General features: G+C 36.7%; 22 protein-coding genes. 20 read left to right on the top strand and 2 right to left on the bottom strand.

Annotation, left to right across the window (positions count from 1 at the left end; all coding sequences use genetic code 11):
* Nucleotides 1–5: 5 nt before the first annotated feature.
* Nucleotides 6–1,595, bottom strand: a complete 1,590-nt coding sequence (locus tag JL001_RS21645) for a redoxin domain-containing protein (protein ID WP_200979850.1) — start codon at nt 1,593–1,595, stop codon at nt 6–8.
* Between the two features lie 854 nt (nt 1,596–2,449).
* Between JL001_RS21645 and JL001_RS21640 the strand changes: the two genes are divergently transcribed.
* The 13 genes from JL001_RS21640 (at nt 2,450) to JL001_RS21580 (ending at nt 16,020) form a co-directional block, all read left to right on the top strand.
* Entirely contained in the window at nt 2,450–3,019 is a 570-nt protein-coding gene (locus JL001_RS21640) for a hypothetical protein (RefSeq protein ID WP_200979848.1), read from the top strand.
* Entirely contained in the window at nt 2,985–3,650 is a 666-nt protein-coding gene (locus JL001_RS21635) for a hypothetical protein (RefSeq protein WP_200979846.1), read from the top strand. Before JL001_RS21640 ends, JL001_RS21635 begins: the two co-directional genes overlap by 35 nt.
* A 323-nt stretch (nt 3,651–3,973) precedes the next feature.
* On the top strand, nt 3,974–5,215 hold the full coding sequence (locus JL001_RS21630; protein ID WP_200979844.1) for a Shedu immune nuclease family protein: 1,242 nt from the start codon (nt 3,974–3,976) through the stop codon (nt 5,213–5,215).
* Between the two features lie 115 nt (nt 5,216–5,330).
* Complete coding sequence (locus tag JL001_RS21625) at nt 5,331–6,071, top strand: hypothetical protein (RefSeq protein ID WP_200979843.1); 741 nt, start codon at nt 5,331–5,333, stop codon at nt 6,069–6,071.
* 281 nt (nt 6,072–6,352) lie between these two features.
* Complete coding sequence (locus JL001_RS21620; protein ID WP_200979842.1) at nt 6,353–7,180, top strand: DUF2971 domain-containing protein; 828 nt, start codon at nt 6,353–6,355, stop codon at nt 7,178–7,180.
* A gap of 169 nt (nt 7,181–7,349) precedes the next feature.
* Nucleotides 7,350–7,688: a hypothetical protein gene (locus JL001_RS21615; RefSeq protein ID WP_200979841.1), complete on the top strand. Its 339-nt coding sequence runs from the start codon at nt 7,350–7,352 to the stop codon at nt 7,686–7,688.
* 9 nt (nt 7,689–7,697) lie between these two features.
* Entirely contained in the window at nt 7,698–8,612 is a 915-nt protein-coding gene (locus JL001_RS21610; protein WP_200979840.1) for a hypothetical protein, read from the top strand.
* A gap of 10 nt (nt 8,613–8,622) precedes the next feature.
* Entirely contained in the window at nt 8,623–9,360 is a 738-nt protein-coding gene (locus JL001_RS21605; protein ID WP_200979839.1) for a hypothetical protein, read from the top strand.
* Between the two features lie 251 nt (nt 9,361–9,611).
* Nucleotides 9,612–11,312, top strand: coding sequence for an Eco57I restriction-modification methylase domain-containing protein (locus JL001_RS21600; protein ID WP_200979838.1), 1,701 nt, complete (start codon nt 9,612–9,614; stop codon nt 11,310–11,312).
* Nucleotides 11,245–12,180: a BsuBI/PstI family type II restriction endonuclease gene (locus JL001_RS21595; protein WP_200979837.1), complete on the top strand. Its 936-nt coding sequence runs from the start codon at nt 11,245–11,247 to the stop codon at nt 12,178–12,180. The genes JL001_RS21600 and JL001_RS21595 overlap by 68 nt, the downstream gene beginning before the upstream one ends.
* A 5-nt stretch (nt 12,181–12,185) precedes the next feature.
* Nucleotides 12,186–13,226, top strand: coding sequence for a DUF262 domain-containing protein (locus JL001_RS21590; protein ID WP_200979835.1), 1,041 nt, complete (start codon nt 12,186–12,188; stop codon nt 13,224–13,226).
* Nucleotides 13,226–14,203: a hypothetical protein gene (locus JL001_RS21585; protein ID WP_200979834.1), complete on the top strand. Its 978-nt coding sequence runs from the start codon at nt 13,226–13,228 to the stop codon at nt 14,201–14,203. The genes JL001_RS21590 and JL001_RS21585 overlap by 1 nt, the downstream gene beginning before the upstream one ends.
* A 77-nt stretch (nt 14,204–14,280) precedes the next feature.
* Complete coding sequence (locus JL001_RS21580; protein ID WP_200979833.1) at nt 14,281–16,020, top strand: hypothetical protein; 1,740 nt, start codon at nt 14,281–14,283, stop codon at nt 16,018–16,020.
* A gap of 154 nt (nt 16,021–16,174) precedes the next feature.
* Here JL001_RS21580 and JL001_RS21575 read toward each other — a convergent pair whose 3' ends face one another.
* Entirely contained in the window at nt 16,175–16,582 is a 408-nt protein-coding gene (locus JL001_RS21575) for a hypothetical protein (protein ID WP_200979832.1), read from the bottom strand.
* A 526-nt stretch (nt 16,583–17,108) separates the two neighbouring features.
* Between JL001_RS21575 and JL001_RS21570 the strand changes: the two genes are divergently transcribed.
* From JL001_RS21570 to JL001_RS21540, 7 genes are all read left to right on the top strand, one after another.
* On the top strand, nt 17,109–17,498 hold the full coding sequence (locus JL001_RS21570) for a hypothetical protein (RefSeq protein WP_200979831.1): 390 nt from the start codon (nt 17,109–17,111) through the stop codon (nt 17,496–17,498).
* 349 nt (nt 17,499–17,847) lie between these two features.
* Complete coding sequence (locus JL001_RS21565; RefSeq protein WP_200979830.1) at nt 17,848–18,084, top strand: hypothetical protein; 237 nt, start codon at nt 17,848–17,850, stop codon at nt 18,082–18,084.
* A gap of 74 nt (nt 18,085–18,158) precedes the next feature.
* Nucleotides 18,159–18,467 carry a hypothetical protein gene (locus JL001_RS21560; RefSeq protein ID WP_200979829.1) on the top strand — a complete coding sequence of 103 codons (309 nt, stop codon included), beginning with the start codon at nt 18,159–18,161 and terminating at the stop codon, nt 18,465–18,467.
* A gap of 847 nt (nt 18,468–19,314) precedes the next feature.
* A complete protein-coding gene (locus JL001_RS21555) occupies nt 19,315–19,725 on the top strand; it encodes a DoxX family protein (protein ID WP_200979827.1) in 411 nt (136 codons plus the stop codon).
* Nucleotides 19,722–20,144: a DsrE family protein gene (locus tag JL001_RS21550; protein ID WP_200979825.1), complete on the top strand. Its 423-nt coding sequence runs from the start codon at nt 19,722–19,724 to the stop codon at nt 20,142–20,144. Before JL001_RS21555 ends, JL001_RS21550 begins: the two co-directional genes overlap by 4 nt.
* 6 nt (nt 20,145–20,150) lie before the next feature.
* Nucleotides 20,151–21,167: a TQO small subunit DoxD gene (locus tag JL001_RS21545; protein ID WP_200979824.1), complete on the top strand. Its 1,017-nt coding sequence runs from the start codon at nt 20,151–20,153 to the stop codon at nt 21,165–21,167.
* Nucleotides 21,168–21,180: 13 nt separating this feature from the next.
* Complete coding sequence (locus JL001_RS21540) at nt 21,181–21,342, top strand: hypothetical protein (RefSeq protein WP_200979823.1); 162 nt, start codon at nt 21,181–21,183, stop codon at nt 21,340–21,342.
* Nucleotides 21,343–21,417: the final 75 nt, after the last annotated feature.

Here is a 21,417-nt window from a genome sequence, read left to right as displayed (position 1 = left end):
TTGGGTTATTCTGAAAAGGCTTTTTGTCTACCATTTTCCATGGCTTCGTCAATCGCCTCAATGATCTTTTCAGGATCATTACCGGACAGGGCCTGTCTGAAAATTCGGTAGCCGGGACTGAGGATCATTTTATAGGGGAAGCTGGTGATTTTATAGTCATCGAAAATAGGAGAAGGGCGCTCCGCATAGAAGTTGTTTCCTTGTGGATCACAGAAGATTCCCGATTCCACCGACCCCAGCCATTTGTCCATTTTGCGATCCCCATTGATGGTGAGGAAAACCACATCTTCATTGCCCTCATAATGGGTCATGACCTCCTTTAAGCTGTGCTGGTAAAAATCCTTACAGAATTTACAGCCGTCCAGCCAGAAGTAGAGAAAGACGGTTTTGCCTTTATACCTTTCCAGCTTTACCGTATTGCCTTCCTTGTCCAGTACCGTGATGGGCAGGAGTGGAGCACCCTGGCTATGTAGGGTCAACAGTTCCTGAAATTTCTCCCTGATCCATGGGGTTTCGATTACCTTTAGCCCTCTTTGTAATACCGGCCCAGGCTTTTCCATTCGTTTGATATACCCAAAGACATAATAGGCATACATTCGGTCACGCAAAGGAGCCTTAGCTTGGTCGAGTTGAGCCAGTAGACCAGTGCCTTCTGCTTTGGCCCTGAGCTTGGCAAATTCCATTTGGGTTTCTACCAGCTTGGGGGCTTGGGATTGGACTTCAGCAGATAAGGTTATTCCTTCCATGATAGTGGAAACCTTTTCCAACAAGTCCCTGCTTAAGTCATTTTCCCCATATGAATCAATTAGAAAACTGATCGGCCTTTCCATCAACTTGCCGATAACCTCCCCACGAAGGATATCCAGAAAGGCCTTGTCTACCTTTCCCTCAAATAGGTCAATGATCTCAAAAGCTGGGTGGTCATTAAACGGGCTTTTCAGCAAGTGATTGACATATTTCAACATACCTTCTCCGGGCTCAATAAAGTCCATCAACAAATGGATATCCGATTGCTTGGCTTGGGCTACAGCATATAAGGAATCAATGGGAGAACCTGAAAGTGTCCTTTCCTTATTGCCCGTGACCATGATAGGGGCTTGGTTAAAGGCCGATTGTTCCAGGCTATTCCGCACCAGCTGCTGTACTTCATAATAAGGAGCATCGGGGCCTCCAAAAAAGGTCTGTCCGGTAAGGAGATCAAAGCGAATCCGCACCCGATCTCCAGCTCTGACCAAAAAGCGATCTATCAACTTAATGGCCTTATTCCTGATGGATATCCACTGATAGTCCTTTGGGTTCTCTATCCCGAATTCAAAGGTCTGCGAGCCATGGCTACCTTCCACAAAGTTTCCAACTTCCGTGGCCACCATATACCTTTTCTCCTCAGGGATATGGATACGGGAATTAAAGTACTCCTCCCATACGATAATCCTTAAACTATCAATAGGCTGAGTCCCTTTGATCTCCCCATACACCACCGCCGGAGCACCCTCCGAGCCTCCAGAGGCAGTGTGAGGTAAAGCAACTTGGGCATATGTCTCACTTCCAAAAAGGCATAGCAATGCCAGGTAGCACGTGATCGTTATTTTTTTCATGCTTAAAATGCGGTTGTGTAGAAAGTGTTGGGACAAGACGCTGAGTCTTGTCAGATGCTAGTAGCAGGAGCCAAGATTAAAGATTCGTTTTCGGAGCCGAGAACGTCCTCAAACTCTTCATTGCGATGACCGGAGGGAAGAAGCAATCTCCTATTTATCTCCTAAATCCCCCTTGAGGGAGACTTTTCGATCTCGGTAAGGAGATCGGTTCCTCCCCTTTCAGGGGGAGGTCAGGTGGGGGCAAATTACTGTCTTAGAGTATATAAATCTCCCCGTCCAATACGTTCTCCTTTCGGCTTTTGTCTTTCGACCTTTAGCTTCTTTCTTTCTACATTTATAAGAAATTGATTAAATCCCATTGCTTATTAAGCTCAAGGCCAGGCTGCCCTACCAGACGCCAATGATCTTCCGGAGGATCACTTGACGAATGCAGCCAACGAATTGCGATAAAAGTTTTACTCTCTGGAAATCACTCTGGATTTCTAATGATCTTTTCGTAAATGAAGTTTGGGTTTGTATTCATTATCCAAAATTTATTAGGGTCTGCTTTGGATATGAACTAGTGGTGGCGGGCTGAAAAGCAGCAGTGAGCCTACACTGTATGCTCTGAAACCTCTAGGAAAGGGTCGTAAACACATACAGGAGGCCCACCACTACCACAAAGATAGTGAGGGGCACTTAAACCTGCACCTTGTGTTTACTGAAAGTTTCCTAGATTCTCAGAACAAGGTCCATCATCCAAATGCCTGGATTTTAGTCCAATATTTAATATGTGTCTAATTTAAAACTAGTTGATTATAAAACAAAATATTTTGGAATAAAAGTATATAAACAGTTCAGTTATTATTTTAAGAATGACTGAACCTATTTTAATTTCAAAAACCAAACTTCATATAATAAATGAGGTTAGAAGATTAAGAATCAGCCTTGGTATTTCCACAGAACAGTTAGCCAAACACTGTTCAGAAGGATCTGATACAAATAAGTTTACGAAAATTGAAAGTGGTACAACAACCAATTCTTATACAGATGAAACCTTAAATTGTATTGCCAAGTTTTTTTCCAAGATTTCAGGTGAAGTATATACGCCAGCTGACTTTTATCCAAATGAGACTTTTAAAGAAGAACTTATTCCAAAAGATATTATAGAGATTCCGGCTCCTGAAGGCCCTAAATATATTCTAAATGAAATTTTGAACAATACGGACTTTTTGCAAAAGCCTCGAAGCACTAAGGAAATTACTACATTTGCCAATGAGCATTTTGATGGAGAATGGAATGAGGGCCATTTTACTTCAACTGCCTTCAGGATGTCCCAGCAAGAAAACAATAAATTAAAAAGAATCGATGATGGGGAGCGGGTATGGTATATAGATATCGCCTATTTTGATGATGGAAAAGGAGATGCCAACAAAGACGGTTAAACTTAACATAGCAGCAGTACATATTTTTAAGGTTAAAAACGTTTTGGACCGAAGGATTTCCTTAGGGATATCAGCCCGAGATTTATCCTTTCTTCTTGGCAAGGCAAACACCTATGTGAGGGATGTAGAAAACCCCTTTACAACCTTAAAATATAATATAGATGACACAACTTTGTTATGTCATGTCCTTCAGCTTTCACCAAGTGAGATTTACCAAGGGGTAGACTCCTCACCGATTGAATTGTCATTGAACATTAAGGTTTACGATTCCAAATTTGGAGAGGCCTATGAGGTTTGCCTGCCTGAAAATGACGGAGAGGAAAAATTATATGAGATCATTCCTGAATCAAAAGATCCTGATTTTCCAGTAGAAAGTAAAGCATCAGCAAAAGAAGTGCAGGATTGGGTAGATCAGCTATTTAACTCCACTTATTTTGATGAGCCCCATACAGCTTGGGAAATATATGAAATGGCAGTGGAAGGGTTCGGTTTTCCAGTCAAGGTAAAATACCTGAAAGACGCTGTGAAAAAAAACACCAGTAAGCGATCCTATCCAAGACTTTCTTCAAATGAAAAATCGAAAGGCTTTTACAGAACGCTTTATAGGAAGGATAGTGGTGATGGCCTGTGAAATAAACACGGAATTGGTTATATTAGGATAAGGTTATTTTTGAAAGGTAAGCTAATTGTATCAGTAACCTATAAAAGTTGTTTTAAACCATATTAGTATATAGACTCTCCTTGCAGGAGAGTTTTTTGTATAGTTTTAGTGAAAAATACCCTAAGTAGGGTATTTTATTAATGAAATGGACTTTTTAGTTTTGGAGAATAAGTCCAACGGATATTTTAAAATAAAACTCACCAATGGTGTGCAAAGCCAACCAATGACGGTGGCTTTTTAAACCTTTGGTTTATAAATATACAAGTTTGGCTTAATTGAAAAATCGCATTACTATGCCGAAATACGAATCAGAATTAGAGATTATAAATCCAACCATTACCGAATACTGGGTGATTGAGGATGAAAATCCTGAAACTAAAAGATTAGCATTTAGGGTTGATAAACAAAATCACACCATTCAATTTTTTCCGCGAGAAGATGATTTTTTTCTAAATAAAATCCTAATTGAGGGGTTTGATAGAATACCTGATGATTTTTCAGACAATGGTTATATTAAGCAAGGTGTTCAGTATTATCTTAACAAGAAATTAGAGAATAAATCAATTGTTAGTTTAACTATATCAAAAGACTCTGATAGTGCAATTCGAAAAGTTCGTAATGAGGATAGTTACCGCCTCACGCTTAAATATGATGATTTCAAAACATTAAGAGAAAAATTCATTGTTGTAAATAATCAATCAACTCGGAGCAAAAACGATATATTGGATGGTTTTTTCTATAATCTATTCCCAGATAAATTTGAAGAAAATACAAGTACGGCACAACAACAATATCGAAATGTAATAAAGAATCTTAATACCGATATTATTGAACATCTTACACCTGATGATTTAATAAAATTTGAGGGCTTTATTACAGAGTTATTAGATAAAAGATATCAGAGTAATTCACATAAGTTTTTACAATTAGCCAGAACTAAGATTAGAGTTGACACGATAGCAATAGATAGGATTTTAGATGAATTTAAACAAAACGTTAAAAATAGTATAAGTGAAAATCTTTGGGGGAAATACCTTAAAAAGAATCTTTTCCTTTTAGATAGTAAATATGTTAAAATATTACCTGAGTTAAATGTAATACTCAGAGGGTCCAGAAATGTAGATTTCGGCATGATTGATACTAAAGGTTATCTTGACATTTTTGAAATTAAAAAGCCTGAAACCCCTCTACTTTCAAATGATACAGACAGAGGTAACTTTTATTGGCACACAACAACTGTTAAAGCTATTGTCCAAGCTGAGAAATATTTGTTTAATGCCGAGAGAAAAGCTTCGATTTTGGCAGATGATATAAGAAGAGAAGAAAAAATCAATGTGAAAGTAGTTAAGCCAAGAGCAATTTTAATAACTGGTCATTCAGAGCAACTTGACACAGAGGAAAAAAGAGATGATTTTAAAGTATTGAGGCAGTCGCTAAAAAACATAGACATAATTTTATATGATGAATTATTAGAGGGGTTGGAGAATCAAAAGAATAAATATTACGACCAGGTAATAGAATTGAATAACAACTAAGCCCAATATTTTGTTTTAGTAATGGCAGGGAAAGTAGCGAATATCAAGGTTTGTAGACCGTTCAAAATGTGTAGCGATTTGACAGGAAATTACCACGAAATCTGACACAAAAAATATGGATGGAATTTTATCAAAATATAGTTATCCGATATTTACAATTTCGGAGAATGTTCAACATTCAGCTACGGGATTTTTTTTCATTGAAAACGAGATAACATATCTCGTTAGTAACTATCATGCTATTAAAGGAATGAGTCCTATGCATAATCGACAAAACTGGAAAGCAAATGAACTGTATTTAAAATTGGAAATTCCCAGTACGAATAATTTCCAATTAATAAAGTTTGACATTCGAGAAGAAATTATAGGAGAAACGGAGATTTTTTACATGTCCGATCGTATCGATTTATTTAAAATTCAAGTCAACGCCCAAGACTTGAATTTTAATTACATAAATGAAATTATTAATCCTGATGTATTTAATAAAATTCCTAATAAGGTTTTGATTTATGGCTATCCAAATCCTGAAGGAAATCAAGACTTCTTTTGGTCAAAATTGTCAAAATTTGAATCCCAGTTGAATCCAGATGGTTTTGATAGATTTTATCAGGGAACAATGCTTAAAATGCCATTATTTAATGAAAGAGATAAAATGTATGCGCTTAGTAGATTTTACTTTTTTGTTGACAAGATGATTTTGGGTGGATATTCAGGAGCACCGATAATTGGAGAATTTGAAAACGATCAAGGTGAAAAAGAATATAATTTTATTGGCGTAAATTTTGGCAATGAACCATTCTCAAATCAAACGTGGGCAATTCGAGGTGATATCGCTTTAGAATATTGTAAAAGTTAGACCTTTAAATAAAGCAGCACAATATAACTAAGCATTCGGGTGGCCGGAATGGCAAAACCTGAATGCAGTGTTGAACGAGTGGAGCTGGAAATGGGATAATTATGGGGAATGCTTTTGTTAATGCCATTAGTTAGTTAAGCAATTAGCATCTAGTGGATTTAAATGGAGAGCTGGTTAAGTTTAATAGTTGCTGAGATAGAAACGAATAAATCGAGACTTATACCACTTTTTTGGATGGGTATGTCAGGGAAATCATAAATGTAAATAAGTAAGTTATAAGTATGGAACTAGGAGAAGTAAGAGAGCTATCTTTTGATGAATGGCCAGATATTCCAGATACTATCTATAAATATCGTATATGGAACGATAAATATCAGAAGACCATTTTAACAGAACGAATTGTTTTCATGGCACCTCCAACTAGTTTTGAAGACAAAAGAGACTGTAAACTGCTTAAACGTTATGACTTAATGACTGAAAAAGATATTTATGAAAAATATTTTATGGTATCAAAAAAGGAGCATCCGAATTGGACTAGACAGCAACACAGAAAATTTGCAAGAGACTGGACAAAGAATAGCCCTCTAAAAAACCATGATTTTGTAAAAAAGCAGCAAGAAGAGGACTTCTTGGAATACGATAAACGTTTTGGGGTTTTAAGTCTTACAGCAAACTTCGCCAATCTGGATATGTGGAATAAATACAGTGGCAACGGCAGTGGATTTTGTGCTGGATTTGACCCTAAAATACTGTTTAATCATTTAGGAGGAGGTGGTCCAGTACAGTATTATGATAAATTGCCAGACATATTGCATAACGATAAATTCGAAGTAGAACGATTTAAACAGGTGTTTTCTAAAGAAAGAAAATGGGAGTTTGAGCAAGAATACAGAACTCATAAATTCTATCCAGCCCCTGCTACTATCGATGATAGACAAATAGAAATTCCAACTGAAGCTTACAAAGAGGTTATTTTTGGGTGGAACACTGACGAAGAAACAAAAGGACAAATCATGGGAGTTTGTGAAAACCAAAATTTGCAGGTGGAATTCAAAATTTGTTCAATGACCAATGGCCAATTAGAAATAAAATCTTTGACTAATAATTAATCAGCATTCATGTGGCCGGAAAGCCTCCGACTGGGCGAGTATGCCACTTCGAGTCTACTTGGAAAATAAAGCAGTTAGTCAAACCACTATTTAACTTAGTATCCTAGCAGACGTTTTACATAAAGAAAAAATTAGTTATATTGTTTTTTATGAAGTTATATCCAATACTATGAAGCCTTTTGTATTAGCATTTAAAGAAGAGCCTTTGGAAGAATGCGATCCATGTGACTATTTGGTTTATGACGAAAGCCAGAATCTTACTATAGATAGCATGACAGGATTGCCCGCTATTGATAGTTATAGAATGGAGACAGTTACAGGTACTAAATATTTTGGAGAGGCCTCCGATTCAGATAAGAATATGATGAGTATTCGAATGGAAACTATAACCAATACATTGGATTATAACGAAGGTACGGACAGTGACCGTGATCGTTTCAGCATGCAAAGACTAATGGAAACCTCCACCTTTACAAGAACAGAACTGGAATCAACAGATAGGGACTAAACATAGCATATGATCCTGATCATAACCCATAAAAGGGACTTTACTGTTGATTTTGTAATCAATAACCTAAATAAAGAAGGTATTCCCTATAAACGATTGAATTGCGAGGATATACTTGAGTATCCCTGGAGTATTAGTATCAAAGATACATTCAATACATCCATGTTGGGTGAGAAAAGTTTTAGGTCAGTCTGGTTCAGGCGAACGATGTTGCCTGACCTGAACCACTTACCATTGGAAGACCGAAATTATGTATTAAAGGAAACTGAATATTTTTTGGACAATCTGTTTTCTATCCTTGATGTAAAATGGGTCAGCATTCCCTATAAAGTTTATCATGCTGAAAACAAACTATTACAATTAAAGACGGCGGCTGCTTTAGGCTTCCTGCTTCCAGACACTCTTGTAACCAACCAAAAAAACGAGTTAACCAGCTTCTATAAAAAGCATCAAGGGAATATTATCGTCAAGCCATTGGGGGTTACAAGAAGTCAAAATGGGAATAACAGTTTTTTGCTTTTTACCAATATGGTGCCTGAAGAGATGATCTCTAATATAAAAGAGTATGACCTTACTCCCTGTATCTTTCAGGAGTATATCGATAAAGACATAGAAATAAGGGCTACTGTAATTGGGAAACAAGTATTTGCCGCTAAAGTGGACTCCCAAGCACATGAAGAAACCAAAGTGGATTGGCGTAGAGAACGGTTACCATTCCAGGTCTTTTCATTGCCACAAGCTATCTCCGACCTATGCATTAAATTGGTGGATACCCTCGGGTTAAGGTTCGGAGCGATTGATCTGATCAGAAAAAAAGATGGAGCTTATGTTTTTTTAGAGATCAACCCAAATGGGCAATGGGTATGGATCGAACAACAGACCGGACTTCCCTTGACAAAATCCTTGATCAAAGAGTTAGCCTAAAAATATGATTATGATAAAGCAATTATTAAGATCCATCGGGCTCCTGTTAGTTTCTCAGGGTCCTTCCCCTGACTATAATAAGGATGAATACAAGAAAGCCTCAGAATATTCGGAGGCCCATAGAGCTTTTCTGGAAAAATTATTGGATGATGAGGACAAGCGATTGGCTTCTTTTGAAGCGAAAACATCCCAAATGATCGCCCAAACAGGTTTGGTATTCTCTCTGCTCAGCTTATTTGTTCCGCTGTTGATCGATAAAACAGTCGGTATCCCTTTTGCGCTGAAATGTATTTGTCTGTTTTTGTTGGTCGTTGCATTTTTATTGTACATGCTGACATTAAAGAATGCCTTGAAGAATTATAAACTTAAGAACTACCAATACCAAAGTCCTTCCGGAAATAATGTGATCAAGCATCAACATAACAGCATTGAAAAATTTCATCATGAGATCGTTCAGGACCTGTTAAGCAGTTTAACAGTAAATACCAGACTTAACAATATCAAAGCAACCCACCTGATCCAATCTTACCATTCTTTTAAATTGGCCAATATATTTACAGGCGTTCTAGTGATCACAATATGCAGTGCCATATTGTTTAGTAAAGAATCCCAAAGTGATAATGATGGTTATTGCCATGGTATTCAAGAAGGCCAGCTTTTTAATGATCAACAAGAGAACGTCATCAAAGAATTTGAGGATAGCTTATTAGTGAACGGTCAGGAAAAAAGAGACTCCATATCGGAATAGAACTTACTTCACTTTAAAATTACACCCAATGATCTTCATTGACTTACCATTATCACAAAAAATTGAGGAATAAATCTCTAATACTCTGGCATGATATCGTCAGTTCCTTCTATTTTTGAAGTTGAAGCTCCCCTGATAGAGGGCGAAAATGTTTATATTTGCCGAAGGATCATTATTGACATACAGTAATGGTTAAGTATCACCCTTTGTTAATTAGAGGTTGATGTTATTGAATACTTAATCTTCGGCAGTTGATAAAGTTTTATAATAATGATATGACAGGTGAAAGCATAGAAAAAGTGGATATTTCAAACTGTATTAAAGAAGATCGCCCAAGTACGTATGCCGATAAAGCCGGTGCTTTATATGCCGAGCTATCCCTTTCGGAAGAGAAGAAGAGAAAAGGGCAATTCTTTACGCCATTATCCATTGCCCGTTTTATGGCCTCCATGGCGAGAGAAAGGACAGGCGTGATATCCATTCTTGATCCAGGTTGTGGTACCTGCATATTATCCAGTTGTTTAATTGAAGAATTGATAAACAAGGGTCCCGGGATAGAAAGAGTAATACTTGTTTGTTATGAAACAGATGCAAGTATTATCCCCTATGCGGAAAGTGTTCTTCAAAATTTGAAGCAGTGGTGCTTCGGTAAAGACGTTAACTTTGAGTACTCCATCCATAAAGACGATTTTGTCATCGCAAACAAAGTTGCCCTAGCTACTTATACAAGCTTGTTTAATGATGAAAATGAAGCAACGTTTGACATTATAATATCGAACCCTCCCTATTTCAAGCTTGCAAAAAACGACGAACGTACTCTGGCTGCTAAATCAGTGGTCAATGGACATGCAAATATTTATGCTATTTTCATGGCTGTATCTGCGCAACTTTTAAACCAGGGTGGAGAATTGATCTTTATTACACCTAGAAGTTTCAGCTCCGGGAGCTATTTCCAAGCATTCAGGACCAACTTTTTCAATAAAGTTAATATTGAACAAGCCCATTTGTTCCACTCAAGAAAAGATACGTTCAGTAAGGATAAGGTTTTACAAGAAACAATGATCCTCAAATGTTTTCCAAAGGAGAACAATGCGCATAATGATGAAATAACAGTTACCTCTTCAAATGGGATAAAAGACTTGGAAGCACCTGAAACGATCACTTTACCTGCAGATCTGGTGATCAAGTATGACTCTTTGGACAAAATGGTTTATCTCCCTATCAGTGAAAAAGAAAAAGCAATAGTTGAACTATTCCGATCATGGAAGGGGACATTGAACACCTATAATATCCAGATATCTACAGGACCGGTAGTGGCTCATAGAGCGTGGGATCATATTAAAGAAGTAGAGCCCTCCGAAGAGGCATTTGATCCAGCACCATTATTTTGGCTACATAATGTATCCAAAATGAAGCTTACCTGGCCTTTGACCAGACCCAACAAAGGACAATATATCCTTATACAAGAAAGGTCATTACCTATATTGATCCCCAACAAGAACTATCTTCTTTTACGGAGATTCAGTAGCAAAGATGATAAAAGCAGATTGATCGCAACCCCATACTTTTCAAGATCGAGCAATGCAACGCATATTGGAGTTGAGAATAAACTGAATTATATATATCGTCCGAACGGAGAGTTAGAAGAATGTGAGATCTTTGGTCTTGCCGGGTTGCTAAACAGTACGATATTCGATCAGTTTTTCAGGATACTCAATGGTAATGTTAATGTAAGTGCAACTGAATTGAGATTAATGCCATTACCACCTCATGAGACCATTAAAGAGATCGGAAGACAATTAATGCAAATAGAAATTTTTAGTGTAGAAATTATAAACCAAGTTGTAAATGAGCGATTCCAGCTTGAAACTATTTCCTCAAAATATGGGCAAACTAGAAGAAGCACAAGAGATATTAAAGACATTAGGTTTACCTCCTGCTCAGCAGAATGAGATTTCTGCATATACCTTATTGGCGATGGCAGGGATTGCCGAAGACACTTTATGGGAAGATGCTACCAAGAATAGCAAAAGAGTAACCAAAGGCATCATGCAATTTATCTCTGATACCTACCAAAAAGAATATGCCCCTAACACCAGGGAGACCGTCAGGCGTCAAGTCTTACATCAATTTGTACAAGCAAGGTTAGTAGATCTCAACCCGGACATTCCTGACCTTCCTGTCAACAGTCCCAGAACTCATTATGCCATCACTGATGAAGCATTAGAGGCCATTAAGACATATGGGACAGATGCATGGGCAAGTGCATCCAAAGCTTTTGTCAATAGTGTCGGATCTTTAAAAGCCCGATATGCGAAAGAGCGCGCCGGAGATCTTATACCAGTTACTTTGAGCGATGGCACTGAATTAAAACTAAGTCCGGGCAGGCACAACGAGGTACAAAAAGCCATCGTAGAAGATTTTGCGCCTAGATTTGCCAAAGAATCAAAAGTTTTATACATAGGAGATACCGCCAAAAAGGATCTTTACATCGATACTGAATCTTTAGGTGCGTTAGGAATACCAATAGACCAACATAGTAAATTACCGGATGTTGTTATATACGATGAGGGTAAACAATGGCTTTATCTGATCGAAGCAGTAACTTCCCATGGTCCGGTATCTCCAAAACGTGTTGTAGAATTGGAAGCACTTTTATCACAATGTAAAGTAGGAAAGGTTTATGTTACCGCCTTTCCTGATTTTGCCGAATTTAAGAAACACTCTAAAGAAATCGCCTGGGAAACCGAAGTCTGGATCATGGATATACCCGATCATATGATCCATTTCAATGGTGACAGATTTATGGGGCCTAGATAAATATTATGACAAGACAGCCAACAACTCAGCAAATCACTTGGTTTCTGGACCTGGACAGAAACGGACAACTTGACCTATCACCTCCTTACCAAAGAAAAAGCGTTTGGAGTGCTAAAGACAAACGCTTCTTTTTGGATACGATTTTTAGAAATTACCCAGCACCTCCAGTTTTTATTCACAGGACTATAGATGACAATGGGTTTACAGAATATCATGTTGTGGACGGTAAACAGCGGCTTGAAACCATAATTGCATTTGCTAATAGCAAAATAGCAATTGGAACTGACTATGGGGATGTTAACTTAAATGGTAAGAAATTTAAAGACCTTTCTGTAGAATATAAACGTAGATTTTGGGATTATACTTTGGTTGTAGACTTTATTGACAGCATCGAAGGAAATAATATTGAAGAGGTATTTGATAGGGTTAACAGGAATGCTAGAAATTTACAACCTCAAGAACTACGACATGCCAGATATAATGGATGGTTTGTCAATGAGGTCGAAAACGAAGCCCAAAACGATTTTTGGTGGAGATTTAAGATCAGTACACGAGGTAGAGATAAGAGAATGAGGAATGTTCAATTTATTTCAGAACTGTTCATGATCATGATCGAAGGTAAAATATCTGGTTTTGACCAATCTAATATCGATGAAACATATGCAACTTATGATGATATAGATGAGCTTATTGAGAATAATGGATTTGAGCCCGAAGCAGTACTTGACCGGGTCAGAATGTTAAAAGACATTATTGAACAGATGGAACAAATCAATGGCTGTATCAGTGAGTTTGCCGGAGGATCGAACAATAACTTTTATACACTATGGGCAGCTTTAGCCACAGCTGAATCACCAGATGTCAATCAATTAGCTACTAATTATAGAAGATTTATGGAGACCGTTTCAAACATTAGCGAGGAAAACCAAGAAGAGGATCGCTTTAACGAGAATCATATCCTTTATTATGAGAACTCCAGAGGAGCTAGTACAGACTTTACCCAAAGAAATAATCGCTTAACTGCATTAACGAATGTGCTTACCTAATGAAGATCGTTCAATCAGTACAAAGTTTATTTAACTCGAAAAAGGAATTCTATGGGATTCTTCAAAAACGAGTTTCAGAAACCTTGGTTTTACGAAAAAAGAAAACTTGGCACTTTGTTGACCGACTTAAAACAATTGAAAGCTTTGCTTTAAAGTTGGAAACAGGAAGGTTCGATAAATACAGTATATTTCATGATTTCTATGCTTGTACTTTGGTAGTTGAAAATTTGGATGAGATCGATAATTCCGAAAAACTGATAGAGGGATTATTTGAAATAGTTGAAAAAAAACCTAATAGCAAAAGTTATACCTTTAAAAGTACAGATAGTTTTCCATTTGATGATTTAAGACTTTATTGTAGACTTGGAGACAAATACATCGGATCGATCAACCCAGATATAAAGACGTTTATTTTTGAAGTCCAGATCAAGACATTTTTACAACATGCGTGGTCTATCGCAACCCATGATATAATCTACAAAACTGACCGTATAGCTTGGGGTAAGGAAAGAGTCGCCTTTCAAGTAAAAGCGGCGTTGGAACAAGCTGAGGTTGCCATTAGTGGAGCCAACAATCTCAGTAAAGTTAATGAACTTGCAAAAGAGAATAAAATTGTTAAAAAGACAAATAGGGTCATTATTTTACTGTCTCAATTATTTCAAAAAGATGATCTTCCAAACGACAAAAGAAGGTTAGCTCAGAACGTAATTTCGCTGATTGAAACACTAGACATTTCACCAAAAGACCTTGAAGGTATCCTAAAAAAGGAGACAGCATCCGGAAGAGGAACATTAACTAAAAACCTTTCCCCGTTTCAGGTAATAATAAAATCCATATACATGCAGGAGCAGAGTAAAGTCACTTCATACCTTAGGAAAAGAAAGACCAGAGGATATAAATTACTTATATCCCCTGAAATGGGAATAAATGAATTACGAAACGTTGTCAAAGCAAATAAAATTAGTCTTGAAATCTAAAAGAAAAGGTTTATACAGAACATATGGGCCTAAGGATACATCATACAATCTAAAAGCTTCAGGTCATCAAGAATAAAATGGAAAACTGGTACCCTAAAATCTTTGCCGATGTTGAAAAGTTCAATCCTCTAAAAGGTAATTACTTATATGTAAGTGAACTTATAACACATAAATTAAAGGATGGTACACAATCCTCAAGGGATTATCAAAGTTTACTAATTGATTCGGAGCTCATCCAGTTTATTAACCCGGAGGAGATCAACCCAACAACTAATAGCTCTGTACGCCCCTTCTATGATGAAGCCTATGAATATAATGGTTCTTCCTCTGTATTCGTCTCAAATCATGCAGGGTTAGAAAAAGTGCATCCATTAATATTATCATGGGAATCTGCAAATAATATTACTTTCCAGCCAGACCCTATGTTCCTATTAACGTATGGTCTTACTCCTAGGCTAACGGAGGAAATTATTTATTGGGATGACTTGAGTAAGCCCATGATGGATGTTGTAGTATCTATTCCAAAGTCTGTTTACGATTTTCCCGAATACTCTAAAAGCTTTGTTCAAATTAGAAAGGAGTATTTGCAGGATTATCTAATGCTAAAGAAAAAGGTCTTGATTCAGGTTTATTGTGAAACAAGGATATTAGAAGGTGATCCTGAAATTCAAGAACTACTAGGTGAAAACAAACATTTTGAAAAAACAACAAAGTATAATCACTTTAGAATACTCAAGACTTTAGATGATAAGTACTTTGCAGAAGTAACCGGATTCAGGGAAATCAAGTTGGGAGATGAAATTCCTTTTAGTAAATGGGACAACAAGAAGGATCTTATATGGCCGGGCTTTAAGGAACCGATAACCCGAAGTAATGCGAAACACTGGGAGTATGTATACGTCTCTGATGAGGTGTTAGATGTTTATGAGCAAGATGATAATTATACGGTATGCCCTGAATCAGGAAGTGTTAGCTATAAAAACCAATGGTCTGTTTCTCGTACTTCAAGAATTGGTAGAAATCATATAAAACTGGAGCTTTTTAAACTTTATGAAGGTACTCCTTTTAAGGTAATATCTTATTGGAATAAATTTTCGGTAGACATATCTTGTATTGATCTTGATGCTGAGCATATTGCCATAAAAGCAAAAAAGCTGGTTTATAGCTACTTTCATTTTGGGGAATGGTTATCAAATATTATTTCCTACTGTGGAGACCAGACCATTTCAACGGAAGAGCTAATAAAACTAGATCGAGAACAATTAAATTATTATGGTTGGTCAAATCATGATAGTATTAAGCCTATATCAAATCATCTTGCCCACAAGCTTTTAAGAGAGAGTTTTCTAAACCGTATAAAAAAACTTCACCATTTTCTAATTGAAAATTTAGTAGAAAAGAATTTAAGGAAGGCTGCAACACAGGTTTTAGGGATTGATCTAAACAGTTTCAAACAAAGTGAAGGTGAAGTATTTCGAAGCATAAAACTTTTAAACCTCATATTAAACTACCTAAAGATCGCCAAAGAAACAGGTTTAAATTCTAAAAGTGATTCAAAAGAGATCAACATAAGACTAGAAAATGGTCTTGCGGAAATCGAGTTGATCAAGATATTAAGTGCCATCAATACTCTTAGGCAGTTGGATTCACATCAAACAGGAAGAAAACTCGGGGATAAAATGGATAGTGCATTAAAAACATTTGGCATCGAAAAGAATGAAATTGGTGATAACTTTTTAGATGCATGCGAGAAAATATATGATAGAACTGAACTAGAATTTAAAAACCTGATAAAAGACTTAAACCTTTTACTATGATTAGAGTGTAAAAGACAATTCTTCATTACTCTATACCACAGACTGGCTGGAGTATGCCACTCCACTCTTCTATCCTATGAATTTGTAATTCTCATTTCTTGATTGTTTTGAAGATATGACAAATAGATAAAAAGGTCATTTGACTACCTATTTGCTAACCTCCATGCTGAAAACACTTTCCATTGGCACTTTTGGTCATTCTTTTGCATCGGCTTCCTGCTTTGGTGGTACCGGAACATCGAACAGAAGTAGCCCCGGATTGTAGATAAGATTTTGTTGTACTGGCTTTTGCTGGGGTCATAATATTTGTTTCACTTGCGGTCATAGGAGGGATGCCAGCCTTATTACTCGTCACTACCGAGCTAGGTTTGCACACGCTGCAAGCGGTATAATCTTTCTTTTTGGCCTCTGTTAGTTGGAGGCTTATTGAGCTATATTTTAAATATTTGCAGGAGGATTTGTGGTATTTGGAACCTGTCTTGGTTACATAAACCGTCTGCCCATATGCCTGGGCAAATGCAAAAAATAAAGTAAGGTAGAGTAGGAGTAGGTGTTTTTTCATTTATAGGAGGTGTCGAGGAATATTAAACTTATTAAGGTAGCTATTTTGAAGCAGGTAAAAAATACCGTAAAAATGGTATTTTATTTGATTTGCCTATTTCTTAGATTTAATGGAAATGTTCACTTGTAAATGTTTACAAGTGTTTGATAAGCGTTTGAAATCATATAAATGGCCTTCTTGTAACTTTAAGGGGCTTTATGGAAAAAGGATATAGAGGGTGTATTTGCAATACGTTTATATGCTCGTATAGCACGTAAATAAGAATCATGGCATCAGAGAGAATACATGTCGTTTTTGGAGAATCTGCAAAAAGGATTCTCCTTGCCCCAACTAGGGGAAGTATGTCGCTTCGCCCAAGTCCCAAAGGGAAGCACTTACTAAATTCTTGCAAAAGATTACCTCGTCAATCGGTTATCTATAAGTATATAAAAACCTGATTGTCAACTACTTAATAAAATGTTAAAATAATATTGTGTATAGACCATTGGCGTATATACAGACGTTTGCGGTAATTAAAACAAACCAAATGACCAGAAAAAACAAAATAATATCGATTGTTGTAGCCTTTGCTTCTTGTATGGCATTGGCAACTACATCATATGGACAAGATAAATATCAGTATTTGACGGTGAGATTTGGAGTTAATTATGGCGACAGTACATCAATTGCAGTGGACACACTTGGAATGGCTAAAGTCTTACAAGATGATCTGAAAGCAGTAATTCCTAGAAAAATACTGAATGGAACAGAAAATAGATTATTTAATGAATTAGGAGAATTAGGTTGGGAGCTATTTGAAATAGAGTATAATCAAAATTACTTATACCCTGGTCAAACACAAGGGTCATATTATTTCACGAATGCTCAAGGAAAGGGCACAAAGTACTTTTTCAAAATAATACTAAGTGAAAAATGAGTTAGCCGAAAACTATTAAGAGTAAGCAATAATAAAATAAAAACAAATGAAAAAATCTGAACAAGAATTAATCAACAACCGAAAGCTCATCATAGAAATTGATGAAGACTTAAGAAATGGTACTGAAACAGTCAAGACTTTCATTATTGATAAATTAGGTGAAGTTGAAGTCGATAGTGTCAGGATAACTTGCACGTGTAATGGACAGTCTGTCACTAGAACCTGCTCAAGAGATGGGTATTGCGACTGCACAGGCAGTTCACCAAGAGTAGTATGTACTTAGAAAAAACTTTAAAACGGGGAAGCCGAAAACCAGACAGAGTAGGCAATATATATTAAATTTCTAAAAATGAAAAAGTTAAGTGAAATGGTTATTGAAGATGTAAAAATCATCTTGAAAATTGACGGAGAAGAAGTCGAAGCAATTCGTGCGACTGAAGAAGAACTTCAGGAATTAGAAGCAGCGGGAATAAGCCGCGCTTGTAATTGTGGAATTCAAGTATGCCACAACAACTATGTTTGGGTTTGCCGTTGGGGTAATCCTTGCTATTGGTATAGAACGAGAGTGATGTGCAACGAAGGTTGAAAAAATACTAACTACCGCCAATAACTAAGCATTCGTGTGGCCGGAACGGCCGACCCCTCCAATGGCGGGCAGGCATGAGTGCAGTATTGAACGAGTGGTGCAGGGAAAGGGGTAATTATGGGGAAAGCTTTTTCCCCTTTTGTATCTTTGGAGGTTTGAACTTAAAAATCCGGTACCTGAGCTGTATTTTGCCTGCTGTTTGGTGGTATTTAGGTTTTTCTTTGCCCATTTTGTGGGCTTTGGGACAACTTATGGGCTGTTTTTTGGGCATAGGCTTTCCCTTACACCGTTTGGTGTACCGACGGTTGTTTCACCCAAAATACTGTTGGCCCGCCAACTGGGAGAAGAATGTTTCTTCTCCCATATATCCTAGGAATTTGTAATTCCCGTTTCCTGATTGTTTTAATAAAGGATTAGGCCATGGTATTACCTATTCGCTAACCTCCATGCTGAAAGCATTTACCATTAGCACTTTTGGTCATTCTTTTGCATCGGCTTCCAGCTTTAGTAGTACCGTAACAGCGAACAGAAGGAGCCCTGGGTTGGGGAGATGCTTTAGTGGGAATTGCTTTATTTGTTTCACCTATTTCTTAGTTTTAATGTAAATATCCAATCGTAAATGTTTAGAAGTGTTTGAATTTAGGTAAATAAGCTTCTATTAACTGGAATGGCCTGTATTCAAAAATAATATATAGTGGATGTATGCACAATGCGTTTATGTGCTCGTTATATTATAAATACCATAATTCAGCTTCAAAGCCATTTATTATTAACTTTGCAAAAGTGAAAGAAAGCCTGGAAATAAAAAAAATCATTTCAATTCTGTCCGTATTTGGATTGGCATGTTTGCTTTTACTTTCACCTTGTAAGGTTCGGAATATTATTCAGGCCGAATTAGGGATTCCCCAAACAAAAGTTCTAAACAAGAGTCAATCTACAATTTCCCAATCAGATTGCCAGAATTTTGAGGTTTCTGAAACCGTTCAGGATATTTCAAAACCAACTTTTCAGCTATCAGACTTTCTAATATCGGATGCTTTTCGTTTTGATTTTACAATCTATTTACTCAAGCATTCTTTCAACCTTAATGCATCAAAAAGCCAACAAGCCACTGATGTTCCACTGTATATTCTATATCAGAACCTCAAGGTTTATTCGTAATTGATTTTCTAAACAAGAAAACTCAAAGCAGTTGCCATTACTGCTATTTATCAATTACAAAGATTACAAATGGAATTTCAAGAAAAAACACTTGAAGTTAGCTACAGGTCTGTAGTTATTCTTCGCATTATGATAAGCCTGATTTTTATAGTGGCGAGCTCAATTCATTTTTTTAATACCGAAAAAACCGTGAGCAGGATAGAAAATGCCTCTATTGGTTTTATAGGGCATATTCTTGGCACACCCGAAACAGCTGTGATTCTATCAGGTGTTGTCATGTTAATAGCGGGTGTTTCGTTACTTATAGGCTTTAAAACCCGAATTGCAGCAATAATGTTAATTGCAGTTCTAATTCCTATTACGCTAACCATACAAGTTGGACAAATGACAACTTTAGGTCCGCATTTTAAGAATGTAGCCATACTTGGCGGACTTCTTTTTTTTAGTATTAATTCAAATCTAAAAACTCAAAAACAATGAGAAATTCAATCATATATATAACAACAATGTTCCTTTTATTATTTGGAACAATCCAATTACATGCCCAAGAGATTAATCCAGAAAAGAATAATTATCTAGTGCTTTCAAAAAACATACAACAACTTAAACCTGTTCTGCTTACTGCAAATGCATTAGCAAAAGAAGACAGGAGAAAGTACGGAGAGTTTTATGTAATCATTTGTGGTAAAACAGTTAATGAGATAGCAGATAATTCGGATTTTAATGAATTGTTGGAAAAAGCAAAAGCTCAAAATGTAAAAGTTATTGTTTGTGGAATTTCACTTTCTAAATTCAACATAAATCCAGAATCCTTGCCAGGTAATCTTGAAATAACACCCAATGGTATTTTATACGGTTTTCAACTTCTTAAGAAAGGGTTTATCACTCTTACAATCTAATAAACTATGAAGAATGTAAGTTTAAAAAATGATGCAGGGCTTCTGGCACTCGCATTAAGATTAGTAGTAGGTTGGACCTATTTTTCGGCATTTTGGAGAAGAACCGTATTAGCCGATAAGCTTGACCCTGAAGTAGCGGGTTATATTGGTGAAAAATTTAATGCCTTTTTACCCAACGCCTTGGGTATAAAACCCATCATACAATACTTGGTGGAAAATCTAGATGCACTTTGGATTAATATGGTGATTTTTACGGTTGTTGAAGGTATTGTCGGTTTGTTTATTATGTTCGGTTTGTTTACCAGAATAATGAGCATTGGTGTTTTTGGCTTGGCTATGGGGATCCTTTTAGGCTCTGGTTGGATTGGCACAACTTGCCTTGACGAATGGCAAATAGGAATTCTAGGAATCGCCACAGGTTTTGTTTTATTCTTAACAGGTAGTGGGAAATACTCCCTCGACAATTATCTGATAAAAAACAATTTTGCAATTACCAAAAAGAAATGGTTTGCTTGGCTGGGTTCAGGTATTTTGCCAATAAAAGAAAGGGTTTTTCCAAAAGTTGTTTTAATAGGTTCTCTATTTATTTTAGGAGTGACTTTAATGACAAACCAAGTATTTCACAGCGGTGTATGGGGAACACTCCAAAATAAATCGGTAAAGCCAAAATTGGAAATTACAGATGGAAAAATCAGCGAAAACAGATTAAGTTTTGATGTTTATAGGACGGAAGGCGTGGATGTTTATGGTTCTTGGGTGATAGGAATTGAATTGTATGACAACAAAAACAACACAATTATTGAATATACCCAAGAAGATTTAGCTACCATGGATAAAGAGAGTATCTTAAACTATTATGTTTCTAAAATAAAACCAGGTAAGCACAGTTTAATTGTTCCATTAGGGGCAAAAGCAAAGCTAAATTTGGATAATGAAGTTTTATCAAGTTTGTCTAAAGGGACATATACGCTTAAAATCACAGACATTAGTGGGGCTTATTGGGAACATCAAGTTAAAAAATAATAAAAGCTAATGAGTGGACGGCCGTGAGCCTATGGCTCACGGTGCGCCTACGCCATGGCGCACACGGTCTTACACGACTCCCGAAAGCTTTCGGGATACGGTTCTTACCGATAGTTATCGGTACAGTCTGTACTTGTCTGCTGGCATGGTAGATAGTGAGGTTGGTAATGTATAAGGACGCCTACTTTACTAGATGTAATCTGTGATTACGATCCCCGACTTGGTGAAGAATGCATCTGCACCTTTCTAT

The organism is Echinicola sp. 20G, from assembly GCF_015533855.1.
In the GTDB taxonomy this organism is placed as follows: domain Bacteria; phylum Bacteroidota; class Bacteroidia; order Cytophagales; family Cyclobacteriaceae; genus Echinicola.
This window is presented reverse-complemented; position numbering and strand designations above follow the sequence as displayed.